General features: G+C 42.0%; 10 protein-coding genes. 5 read left to right on the top strand and 5 right to left on the bottom strand.

Annotated elements, in window-relative coordinates:
* Position 1: 1 nt before the first annotated feature.
* Positions 2-697 (bottom strand): HTH-type transcriptional repressor FabR, encoded by a 696-nt coding sequence (gene fabR, locus NG55_RS12020; protein ID WP_016541284.1) that lies wholly within the window; start codon positions 695-697, stop codon positions 2-4.
* A 140-nt stretch (positions 698-837) separates the two neighbouring features.
* Between fabR and NG55_RS12015 the strand changes: the two genes are divergently transcribed.
* Positions 838-1,905, top strand: coding sequence for a ferredoxin reductase (locus tag NG55_RS12015; protein WP_065343380.1), 1,068 nt, complete (start codon positions 838-840; stop codon positions 1,903-1,905).
* Positions 1,906-1,919: 14 nt separating this feature from the next.
* The gene (locus NG55_RS12010; protein WP_016541286.1) at positions 1,920-3,014 is read left to right on the top strand and encodes a fatty acid desaturase family protein; all 1,095 of its coding nucleotides are present in this window, start codon (positions 1,920-1,922) and stop codon (positions 3,012-3,014) included.
* A 52-nt stretch (positions 3,015-3,066) separates the two neighbouring features.
* Here NG55_RS12010 and NG55_RS12005 read toward each other — a convergent pair whose 3' ends face one another.
* Positions 3,067-3,534 carry a hotdog fold domain-containing protein gene (locus NG55_RS12005; protein ID WP_065343379.1) on the bottom strand — a complete coding sequence of 156 codons (468 nt, stop codon included), beginning with the start codon at positions 3,532-3,534 and terminating at the stop codon, positions 3,067-3,069.
* Between the two features lie 110 nt (positions 3,535-3,644).
* On the opposite strand from NG55_RS12005, the gene NG55_RS12000 reads away from it, so the two are divergent.
* On the top strand, positions 3,645-4,289 hold the full coding sequence (locus tag NG55_RS12000) for a TetR/AcrR family transcriptional regulator (protein ID WP_065343378.1): 645 nt from the start codon (positions 3,645-3,647) through the stop codon (positions 4,287-4,289).
* Positions 4,290-4,304: 15 nt separating this feature from the next.
* Complete coding sequence (locus tag NG55_RS11995) at positions 4,305-4,766, top strand: GFA family protein (RefSeq protein WP_065343377.1); 462 nt, start codon at positions 4,305-4,307, stop codon at positions 4,764-4,766.
* Between the two features lie 32 nt (positions 4,767-4,798).
* Here the strand turns inward: NG55_RS11995 and NG55_RS11990 are convergent, their stop codons facing one another.
* The 3 genes from NG55_RS11990 to NG55_RS11980 form a co-directional block, all read right to left on the bottom strand.
* Complete coding sequence (locus tag NG55_RS11990) at positions 4,799-6,976, bottom strand: TonB-dependent receptor family protein (protein ID WP_065343376.1); 2,178 nt, start codon at positions 6,974-6,976, stop codon at positions 4,799-4,801.
* 240 nt (positions 6,977-7,216) lie between these two features.
* Positions 7,217-9,424, bottom strand: coding sequence for a TonB-dependent receptor family protein (locus NG55_RS11985; protein ID WP_065343375.1), 2,208 nt, complete (start codon positions 9,422-9,424; stop codon positions 7,217-7,219).
* A 186-nt stretch (positions 9,425-9,610) separates the two neighbouring features.
* Positions 9,611-10,312, bottom strand: coding sequence for an SIMPL domain-containing protein (locus NG55_RS11980; RefSeq protein ID WP_065343374.1), 702 nt, complete (start codon positions 10,310-10,312; stop codon positions 9,611-9,613).
* A 465-nt stretch (positions 10,313-10,777) separates the two neighbouring features.
* On the opposite strand from NG55_RS11980, the gene NG55_RS11975 reads away from it, so the two are divergent.
* Positions 10,778-12,148: a diaminobutyrate--2-oxoglutarate transaminase gene (locus tag NG55_RS11975; RefSeq protein ID WP_004652118.1), complete on the top strand. Its 1,371-nt coding sequence runs from the start codon at positions 10,778-10,780 to the stop codon at positions 12,146-12,148.
* Positions 12,149-12,150 lie beyond the last annotated feature (2 nt).

The following is a 12,150-nucleotide window of genomic DNA, read 5'->3' as shown; positions in this document are numbered from 1 at the left end:
ATTAATCAATTTCCATTTCATTGATATGACGCGCGCCTTCTAGAATCATACGAATCATGACCATGGTTTGTTCTGCTACTTCAGTACGTTGTTCCGCAGGCAGATCCAGCACTTTTGCGCCCATGTTGAACACCAATTGCGTAATAGCTTTGGCTGCAAGATCAGCATGACTGAGCTTACTGTTATTCAAACGTTCTAAACGAATCAGGTCTTCTTGCAGCTCTTGCTGAAAGAAGTTGAGTTGACGGTCAACCGCTGCTTTATACGAAGTAGAACCCGTGTAGCCTTCGCGTAATAACAAACTCAGATTGCCTTCGTCGGTATTCAATTGTTGAATAAACACTTCAACCGAACTACGGATAATGCTTTGCTGCTTTGAAGCCTGTAAACGCGCTTCACGAATAATACGGCGTAGTACCAAGCCAGATTGATCAATCAAGGCAATTGCCAGTTCATCAATGTCTTTAAAATGACGATAGAAACTATTTGGTGCAATACCTGCTTCGCGTGCAATCTCACGTAAGCTGAGTGAGGCGATACTTTTTTGTGGACCAATCAAGTTGAGCGTGGCTTGAAACAACTCTTCTTTGGTAATGGTTGCTTTTCTACCTACTGAGCGCACAGGAGTTTTCATAGGAATGACATCTTGTTCGTTTAAGTTGTCATGGCCGAGTGGTAAAAAAGAAGAATGAACCATTGTTTTCAATATATAAGTAAGCTACTCGGGATTATAGCGATTGTCTGTGGACTTGTGAAATGTAAATTCTTATACGAGTGTATATACAAATATATATACATATGTATAATAATTAGCAAACAACCAGAGTAAACCTGCTCATGCAAGCAATTGAAAAGAGAAATTCTCTATTTAATTCGTTGGCTCACAGTGTGATGAACAGCCATGACGCCAATTTTTGGTTACAGAAAATCAATCCATTGTGGTCCATTAATCAGTCTCTAGCCAAAATCGTAAAAAAACAAATCGTGGCAAAAGACACCGTCAGTCTTATTCTGCAATGCAACCGACATGTTGCTCGTGGTGTTGCTGGGCAGCATCACCCTGTGACGGTTGATATTGCGGGTCGTCACTATGAGCGTACTTATAGTTTGATGCAGGTGGATGCTGATCATCTCTGTTTAACCGTGAAAAAAGTGGATCAAGGCTTAGTCAGTTCGTGGTTGGTTGAAGGCAGCCAAACTGGGGATATCTTACGTTTGGGCCAACCTTATGGTGAGATGCAGCAGACCGTTGTGACTCCTCATTTAGTATTGTTGGCAGCGGGGAGTGGTATCACACCGATGCTAAGTTTGATTGAAGCGTTATGTCAGTCAAAACAATTGAATACAACATCTGTCCAGTTGATGTATTGGGTGAAAACCCATGCCGATGCTGCTTATGCCGAATATCTGAAAGAAGTATCTGAAAATTTTTCAAACTTTAGTTATCAAATTTTTTATACCCAAGAACAAGATCAACGTTTAAATCAAAGCCATGTTGATCAAATCAGTGGTTTAGCTGAAAGCACAGTCTATGCTTGCGGACCATCTGGTTTTGCGGCAACAGCAGAAAGCCTATTTCAACAGGCTGCAGCCTTACAAACTGAAGCTTTTAGCTTGAGTCAATTTGATGTGGATGTAACGGATACAGGCTTTATCAATGTCACCTTGACCCAATCCAATAAAACCCTTGCTATTCCTAAAGGGCAATCGATTCTATCGAGCTTAGAACATCAAGGCATCAAGCCAAATCATGGTTGCCGTATGGGGATTTGTAATAAATGTGCCTGTAATAAAGCACAAGGCGCGACCAAAAATTTATTGAATGGTGCTGCCAATAATGAACCAACACAGTTACTAAAAATTTGTGTCAATTCAGCCCAGTCTGATCTTGTGATTGATCTATAAGAGAGTAATTGATTATGAACATGCCTGTTAAGATGGAATTTTTTAAAAATCCCAAAAATCGTGATTTAACTGCTGCAGAATTAGATGCTTTTGCTCGTGAACTGGATCAAATCAAACAAGAAGTATTAGATGATTTAGGCGAGAAAGATGCCAAATATATCCGCCGTGTCTATTCCACCATTCGATATAGCAGTTTGGCTGGGCGCGCTTGTTTGTTTCTAGGTTGGTTTCCGCCAGCTTGGTTGCTCGGGACAGGCTTGCTTGGTTTCGCCAAAATCATGGAAAACATGGAGTTAGGTCATAATGTTATGCATGGTCAATATGACTGGATGAATGATCCGAAGTTCAATGGTCAAACCTATGAGTGGGATACAGTCGGAACCTCAGATAACTGGCGTCAAACCCATAACTATAAGCATCATACCTATACCAATGTAAAAGGGATGGATGATGATGTCGGTTATGGCGTATTTCGTTTGTTCCCTGAACAGCGTTGGTCGAAATTCACTTTAATTCAGCCGATGTATATCGTGCCATTCAGTCTGCTGTTCCAATGGGGAGTTGCAGTGCAAAACCTTGAATTAGGTAAAGTGCTGTATAAGCGTAAAACCATGGCGCAATTCAAGCGTGAATGGCAGCCTGCGCAAAAGAAAATCCTCAAGCAAATGTTTAAGGACTATGTGTTTTTTCCATTAATTGCTGGCCCTGCTGCGATTCCAGTATTTACTGGCAATTTGGTGGCGAACGGGATTCGCAATGTCTGGACCTTCAGTATTATTTTCTGTGGTCACTTTACCAAAGATGTTGAAGTATTTCCGAAAGCGGTATTAGAAAATGAAAGCCGTGGGCATTGGTATATGCGTCAGATCCGTGGTTCATCCAATCTGACTGGTTCAGAAGCCTTTCATATCTTAACGGGGCATTTGAGCCATCAAATTGAGCATCATTTATTCCCTGATATTCCTGCACGTCGCTATCGTCAAGTTGCACCGAAAGTACAGGCGGTGTGTGAAAAATATGGGTTGCATTATAACAATGCCAGCTTTGTGAAGCAGTTTGGTGAAGTGGTCGGGCGTATTTTTAAATACGCACTGCCTTTTAAAAAGTAAGCCATAAGGTTGAAAAAAGCCCTGAATGCATTTGCTTCAGGGCTTTTTTATTTTATTTCTTCTTTTTTGAAATCCACATGGTGATAGTGGCATGGAAAACTTTTTCATTTTGCTGATCCACGACATCAACATTGACCAAGTATTCACCAGCTTTGTCCCAATCGTAATGCTCATCAACAGGGCTAGCAATCGCAATCAGATCGGTTTCAGCCTTCTTTAAATATTCAACCGTCATGCCTTTGGGAATCCAGCGATGGGTTGCGGGTACCGTCACTTCAGTCATGGTCCCACCCGCAAGTTCTGCCATATTACACATCGCGATTGCATGAACTGTACCAATATGATTCAACACGCTCCGTTTTTTCTTGATACTGATTTTGCAAGAATTGGGTTTTAGCTCCTCAAATAAGGGAGAGATACTGCTGAAATACGGTGCTTTAAGGCACAACATTCGGGTGAATGTCCATTTACCTGCAGGTAAGGCCGATACTTTATTCCATAAATCTAAGGTGCTTGCCATTTTAAATGTCCTAATACAGAATTAAATTCTTAAACAGAATATAATTCTGTTTACAAGCTGTGGTCAAGTCATACACAATAGTTCCGATTATTGGTTATTTTGATGAAAGCATGCAGGCAGCTCAGCAATTATTAGAACGTTTATATCCACAACGCAGGTCTTTATTAAAACGACAGATTTTGCTGGATGCTTTGTCGTGCTTTCTTGAATATGGTTTGGACACCACCAGTATTGAAATGATTCGTGACAAATCTGACAGTAGCGTGGGGGCGATTTATCATCATTTTAAGAATAAAGAAGGGGTGATTGCAGCACTGGTGTTTGCTGCGTTGGATGATCAAGCACAATTGCGTGACCAATACTTAAAAGAAGCAAAATCACTCAAAGAACTACTCTATGCGCTGATTTATAGTTATATCGACTGGGTTTCTGATCAGCCCAAGTTTGCGCAGTTTCTATTATTTGCTCACTTGAGTGTACGGCAGGGTGAATATCGACAAGTCTTAAATGACAAAAATAAACTGAGAAATCAAAACATCATTGGTTATATTTCAAACTATGCTGATGCCAGTTTATTAAAATCAGTGCCAACAGAGCTAATGATGTCTTTGGTGATTGGTGCAACTGAAAGTTATTGCCGCGCTTGGCTCTCTGAAAAAGTCGTGACTAATCCCAAAGCGTATCGTGAGACTTTGGCTCAAGCAGCTTGGGATTCATTACAACATTTGAGCCAAGCTCAACCAGATAAAAAATAATCAGGATTATCATTGATGAGAGCAAACCATCAGAAGATACAATTTACAGGGGCTTGTCTGTGTGGCGCGGTCAGCTTTCAGTTTCATCTAGCAAACATCAAAATGATGTATCGTTGTTATTGCAGCCTATGTCGCAAGCAGAGTGGCGCTGCATCGAATGCTGCAACTTTTGTACAGACGGAATCCTTTCAATGGCAGCAAGGTCAATCATTAATCCAGACATATATCAAAGATACGGGCTTTAATAGTAGCTTCTGTAAACAATGCGGATCACCTGTACCGAATGCACTAACGATCAACCCAAAGGTGATGTGGGTTCCTTTGGGACTGGTTCAGGAGGATTTTGTTGCAGCGCTTGAGTTAAATTTTTGCGTAAACTCCAAAACCAGTTGGGCTGAGGCACATCAAAAACTTAGTGAATTTGATGAGTTACCCAATAGCATTGAGTTGACACATTATTTTGAAATCAATCAATAAAAAGCCGAATGCGAACATTCGGCTTTAGAGTGTTAGAAATCAAACGAAGTTTGTAAATAGTAGGTACGAGAAGGACCCACGTAGATGCCGCCTACCTGATCTGCGGAACGGGTGTAATAGTCATGATTAAATAGGTTTTTCACACCTAAGCCAACTTTTAAGCCTGATAGAGAGGTATCAGCGAAATCATAAGCGGCACGAACACCAACGATACCGTAGCCCGGAATATTGCCATAACGACCCGTACCATCATTGTTATTTCCTGAGGCAGTTTGACGCGACTGCGCATAGAGATTGGTGTTGAAGGTCCATTGATCACGTTTGTAGTCCACACCCGCATTGCCAACCCAGTTCGAATAGAAATCTAATTCATTGCCTGAGTCTTGACCTGCCGACGCGGTTGCTTTGGTATAGGTGGTATTGGCATACATCGAGATATTGGCTAGCGTATCATTGATTGCGCCTAGATTATATTTAAAGCCGAGCTCAGCACCTTTATGTTTGGTTGCACCCAAATTTGAATAGGTTTGTGTGGCATCATCTCGCTTGAGCTGATCGGCGAAATCAATATAGAACAGGGTGAATTCAAGTGATAAATAATCATCCAGATAATGGGTGCCGATTTCATAATTATCTGCTTTTTCAGGATTTAAACCATCCATGGTCAGATAAGCACCTCTGGCATTGGTATTGGCCATTTGACTATATTGCAGTGGTGCAAATGATTTGCCATAGTTGGCAAAGATATTCCATTGATCATTGGCTTTGTACATCACCGCAAAGCTTGGCAGCACAGCGTCATAGGACTTGCTGGCATTGACCCCATTTAGAACAGAATAATCACGGTTTAACTTATACATGTTTTCATTGGTTTTAATTCGCTCGAAACGAATCCCTGGCGTGAAGGACCATGCGCCTAAATCGGTACGGTTATCGACATAGACAGCATGTGCTTCAGTGTCTCCATCCGCTTTGGTCCAGCCATAAAAATCAGTTGGGCCTGTGTCACTGTTATAATTGGCACGATCAACGGATTCACTGCTCGTTTCTTTTAGATAGCGATAACCGACAGACACTTCATTCAGCGTATCGCCCAACTGAAATGCATGTGAATAACGCGGTTCAATGGCAGTCACTTTATAATCACGTGGGGCAATCTGATAGAGACTAGAACCGCTGCGTTCTACACCTGCATCACGATAACTGTCGAGGTGGTAAGCGAGAACCTCAAAGGCATTGTTGTCTTTTTTATAATTATATTTGAGTGAGATATCATTACGGTTGCCTTCCATATAGTCATGGTTGCGTAAAGACTGATATGGGTTTTGCGCATACTGTGCAGGGGTTAAACCACCAGGCATATCGACCTTGGCTTCATAACGATGTAGATTCGCTTCAATGCTTGAATAATCATCTAAGGCATAGCGGGCTTTTAAACGTAGATCATTGATATTGGCATAGTCATTTTGATCGCGATACCCATCACCATTCACCCCAGAGTAGAGCAAAGCAAGACCGAGGCCATTGTCTAACGTTGTGCCAACAAAAAGATTGGGATTGACTTTTAAGTTGCCATTTTCAGCCACTTCTGTGGTCATGCCAATACTGGCTGCGAAATTTTCTGGAATGCTGCGCGTATTAAAATTGATAATCCCACCAACGTTTTGCGGCCCAAAGCGGACGGAACCTGCACCACGAACTACATCAATCGACTCCATATTACCTAAAGTCGTTGGGGCTAATGAAAGTTGGGGTTGTCCATAGGGTGCTACCGCTAAAGGTACGCCATCGATCATCAATTGCGAACGGGGTGAAAATCTTGAGGTCAGACCACGAACACCAATACTTAAAGATGCATCGCTGCCAGAGGTGCCTGAGTTCTCAGAGACCTGAACACCGGGAACGGTACGCAACGCTTCTTTAACTGAAGTTGTGCCGCGTGCTTCCAAACTTTGTTGATCAACTACAGTACGAGCGCCAGGGTGGTTGAGCACTTTTTTTGTATTGGCTTGTTCTAACCAGTTACCTTCGGCTTGGATGGAAATGGTTGCCAGCGTTTGTATGGTACTACTTTGACTGTCAGCTGCGAATGTTGTGGAGGCAACACAACTGATCAGGGCAGTGATTGCACAGCTTAGGGCAGAAGGCTTAAATTTTGGAAAAGCAACAGGGTGAGAAAGCGAACATTTCATAAGTTGATTGCCGAGCATCTGAAATTGGAGGAGTTATTTTGCGCCGCCATATTAATTGATTATAATTCTCATTTATAGCTATTGTTTAGTTAAAATTAATTCAATTATTACATAAAAGATATAATTTTTTTTGCTAAGAGAGAAATGTAGCGAGATAGACTGAATAAAAGTGTTGATTTAATTAAGGTTGTTGGTTTGGGGTATTATCCACTGCAAAAGAGATAAAAACGCCGAACTTAAACGTTCGGCGTTTGATATTTAGAAATCATATGAAGTTTGCAGGAACAAGGTCCGCGGTTGACCCACATATTTACCCCCTGTAGAGTCAGATGAGCGGGTATAGTATTGCTTGTCAAACACATTCTTTATCCCACCCGCTATTTTGAAGCCTTTGAGCTGATTACTAAAGTCATAGCCTGTGCGTACGGCAAAAGTTGAGTAACCTGGAATATCACCCGTGCGACCATCTGCAGTTTCTTGGGTTTGATAAATATCACCTGAACCCGGCGTATGTTGTTTTGATTGTGCAAACATATCTGCATTCACTGACCATTGATCAACTTGATAGGCTAAACCGAGGTTACCGACGTGGCGTGAATAAAAAGGCAAGTCTTTGCCTTCAAACTTACCAGCTTCAGAAGTTGCTTTGGTAAAGGTGTAATTTCCGTAGACCTTGAGTCCCTCTAGTGCATCAGCGAGTTGACCGAAATCATAACTGAGCCCAGTTTCAACACCTTTATGGCTGGTTGCACCCAAGTTTGTCCAAATTCCAGTCCCAATTGCATCAGGACGTTCTAACATCAGTTCTTTATCAAAATCTAAATAAAACACCGTCAATTCAGCACTTAGACCATTGCCTAAATACTTGGTTCCGATTTCATAGTTTTTAGATTTTTCAGGATGCAAGCCATCAAGCGTGGTAGAAGCAATATTGGTCTTCTTGTCAACGGTTACTAACTGGTTATATTGCTGTGGGCCAAATGACACACCTGCATTGGCAAATATATTCCAGTTCTCATTGGCTTTATACAGCACCGATAGGCTCGGCAAGAATTCTTCTGACTTGATTTTTGGATGAACTGTATTGGTGGCGGTACCATTTTGATAAGCTGTGAAATCATTGTGCGTATCAATCGATTCAAATCGAACCCCAGGCGTAATCACCCAATTCGCAAGGCCAAATCGGTTGTCGATATAAATAGCGTGCGCTTTGGTACCGCCGTCACTGGTGGTATTGGCGATGCGTTCACCGGGTGTCCCTGTGAGGGTGTTATAGGAAGCCGTGCGTCCTGAGAATTCAGAGCTTTCTTCCTGTAAATAACGGTAACCAACAGTGACTTCATTATCCATACCAGCCCAACTGTAGGCACGTGAATAACGTGGTTCAATGCCGAAATAATTATAATCACGTGGTGAGTTACTGAGTGTATTAGTGCCTTTATTACCAATGGACTCTAAGTCGCTGGTACGGAAAGAATCAACGTAATAACCCAATACTTCAAAGTTATTCAATTCATCTTTATGGCTATATTTCAAAGAAACATCGGAACGGCGGCCTGCGAAATAGTTGCGGCTTTGATTGGATTGATACGGATTATCAGCAAATTGTGCTGCCGTTAAACCTTCAGGCATTTCACCACGGCCTTCATAATGATGTAGATTGACGGCAATCGCATCTTGATCAGTCCATTGGTAGGCGGTTTTTAACATGACATCATCAATATCAATTTTATTATTGGCTTCACGATAGCCATCACCTTTGCTGCCTGAATACAGTAAGGCCAGCCCTAAACCATTATCGAGTGTGCCGCCAATAAACAGATTCGGTGTGTACTTGAGTTGGTCTGTCCCCGTTGCAAATTCAGTGGTTAAACCGACTGAACCTGAAAATTCTTTGGGGATTGCCCGTGTTGCAAAGTTGATAATCCCACCGACATTTTGTGGCCCAAAGCGAACTGAACCTGCACCACGCACCACGTCTACAGACTCAATATTACCCATTGATACAGGCGCTAAAGATAATTGTGGCTGACCATAAGGCGCGAATGAGAGCGGTACACCATCCATGAGAACGGTAGAACGTGGGGAGAGGCGTGAGGTAAGCCCGCGTACCCCAATATTTAAAGAAACATCACTGCCACCCGTACCATTGCTGTCTTGGACTTGCACTCCGGGGATTTGTTTTAAAGCATCACGAATAGAAGTCGTGGCAACCTCATCCAAACGTTTGCGGTCAATAATGCTGCGTGCGCCTGCATGTTGTTGAACTTTTTCAGCATTGGCATTGTCCAGCCAATTGCCTTGCGCCTGAATGGAAATCGTCGCAAGCGTTTGCGTTTCAGCGGGTTGTGCTTCATTGGCAAAAACAGCTTGAGATAACCCAAGTAATGAAATGGTGATGGCAAGACTGAGAGAGGAAGGCTGGAACTGTATTAATGAAGCAGCAGAACGAGATGCAATTTTCATAACTGTGGTCAATACTGTAAATTTCCCGAATCTTAATCAGTTATTGCACCGAATGAAATAAGAATCATTATCACTTATAACTATGAAATGAGTTAAGTTAATTGTTTTTTTGCTCAAGATATTTTTGGCTATTTCAAACAACAAAAAACCGTGCTTAAGCACGGCTTTTTGTTATTGTCAGAGCAATTATTTAAATTGGATTGAACCATTGGCACTGACCGTGATTTTTGATTCACCTGCTGCCATATCCTGAGCAGGGGCTGCTTCAGCTATGGCAAACTTGGCCATGCCACCGCGCATCATTGGTTGCGGGAAGTAGTTGCTGGTATTCAGATTTAAACTGACAAGGTTATATTGGCCTTTATTCCATGCTTGGGTGATGGCTTGTGCACGTTGTTGAAAGTTCTTTGATGCTTCGATCATCAGCTCATTTTCAACTTTTTTACGTTGCTCATCCGATACGGTGAAATTAATCGACTGGGTCTGGAAACTTTGCTGTAATTCGCTGATCAGCTGGCTTGCCGCTTTAAAGTCTTTACTTTCCAGCTGGATTTCCGCGCGAGCACGCCATTCTTTCAATTTATTGCTGTCATTGTCATACACAGGGTAAGTACTTTGGGCACCTGTTTCGACTTTGACCTGTGAATATTTACGTGCAATCGCTTGTGCTTGATTCATCAACTGGTTGATCTGATTTGAGAGTTCTGCAGGTTGTTTATGACTTTTCTCAATAAACAGAACAGCACGCATTTCATCATTGGCAACTTGACGTGAGGCATCCGCTTGGATATTGACGATGTTGTAGTTCAAGTTCTCCGTCTCGTGAGCAAAAAGGCTTGGGCTCAATGCTGCCCCGATCATTAATGTAGCAAGTGCTAAAGTACGCATAAAAATGTCCTTAGAATTTGATATCGAAAATTTATTTTTTACCAGTTCGATATTAAAAAGAACTGATGGGGAACTTCTGCATATTTTGTGGTGACTTTGTAAGAGATTAGCAGTGTTTTGCAACAGAAAAATAAAACAAAAAATATTAAAAATCAGTTTATTAGGTGGAGTAATTTGACCATTTATCTAAAAACGCAGGCGGGATTAAAAAAAGCTTACTTTCTTTAGCTTGTCACATAGTATGATGATAATCCATCATAGTTATTGGAATGAAATATTTTTTCAATAATTTAGATGCATGTAAGACACAAAAAGTGTTTATTTTATTTCAAAATTAGGTATCATCTCGCTCCTAGTTGAAAGATATAAACAAGTGTCTGCACTAGATTCTAAAAAGCACCGAGTCAAACGACCGCAAGTCACCAGACTTATTTCTTTTACCCATATCAGAGATGGTAATTCGATATGAGCGTTACTTCCGTAAATCCTGCCGCTAATGCAACTAACGAATATTATCTGACTCGCCAAAGTCAGATGGAATCGAATGTTCGTAGTTATCCACGTAAATTACCGTTAGCGATAGCAAAAGCACAAGGCTGTTGGGTTACTGATGTTGAAGGTACAGAGTACCTTGATTGTTTAGCTGGGGCAGGAACATTGGCTTTGGGCCATAATCATCCTGCGGTGATTCAAAGTATTCAAGACACATTGGCAAGCGGTTTGCCATTGCATACTTTAGACTTAACGACTCCTTTAAAAGATGCGTTTACTGAAGCGCTTTTGGCTTATTTGCCAGGCGGTCAAGAAGAATATTGCCTACAATTCTGTGGTCCATCTGGTGCAGATGGTACAGAAGCAGCGATTAAATTAGCGAAAACTTATACGGGTCGTAGCACAGTGATTAGTTTCTCTGGTGGCTACCATGGTATGACGCACGGCGCGCTTGCAATGACAGGTAACCTGTCAGCGAAGAATGCGGTCAATGGCTTAATGCCAGGCGTGCAATTTATGCCATACCCACATGAATATCGTTGCCCACTTGGTTTAGGTGGTGAAGCAGGTGTTGACGCTTTAACTTACTTCTTTGAAAACTTCATCGAAGATGTTGAAAGTGGTGTAACTAAGCCTGCAGCTGTGATCCTTGAAGCGATTCAAGGTGAAGGTGGTGTTGTTACTGCACCAGTAAAATGGTTGCAAAAAATCCGTGAAGTGACTGAAAAGCACAACATCGTTTTAATCTTGGACGAAGTTCAAGCTGGTTTTGCACGTTCAGGTAAAATGTTTGCCTTTGAACATGCTGGAATCGAGCCTGATGTTGTAGTGATGTCTAAAGCGGTCGGTGGTAGCTTACCACTTGCAGTATTAGGTATTAAACGTAAGTTTGATGCTTGGCAGCCTGCGGGTCACACGGGTACTTTCCGTGGTAACCAACTTGCGATGGGTACAGGTTTAGCATCACTTCAAGTGATCAAAGAACAAAACCTTGCTCAAAATGCGCAAGAGCGTGGTGATTTCTTACAAGCTGAGTTCAAGAAACTTGCGCAAGAATTCCCATGTATTGGTAACGTACGTGGTCGTGGTTTGATGATCGGTGTAGAGATCGTTGACGAGCGTAAACCTGCGGACCATATGGGTTCATTACCTGCGGACGCTCAATTGGCTGCTGCAATTCAGACGGCTTGTTTCAACAATAAATTATTGCTTGAAAAAGGTGGTCGTAACGGTACCGTTATCCGTTTACTTTGCCCGTTGATTATCAATCAAGAAGAATGCGTAGAGGCGGTTGCTCGCTTCAAGAAAGCTGTTGCTGAAGCATTAAAAGCAGTACGAGGCTAATT

It is taken from the genome of Acinetobacter gyllenbergii (genome assembly GCF_001682515.1).
GTDB classification, from domain to species: Bacteria; Pseudomonadota; Gammaproteobacteria; order Pseudomonadales; family Moraxellaceae; genus Acinetobacter; species Acinetobacter gyllenbergii.
This window is presented reverse-complemented; position numbering and strand designations above follow the sequence as displayed.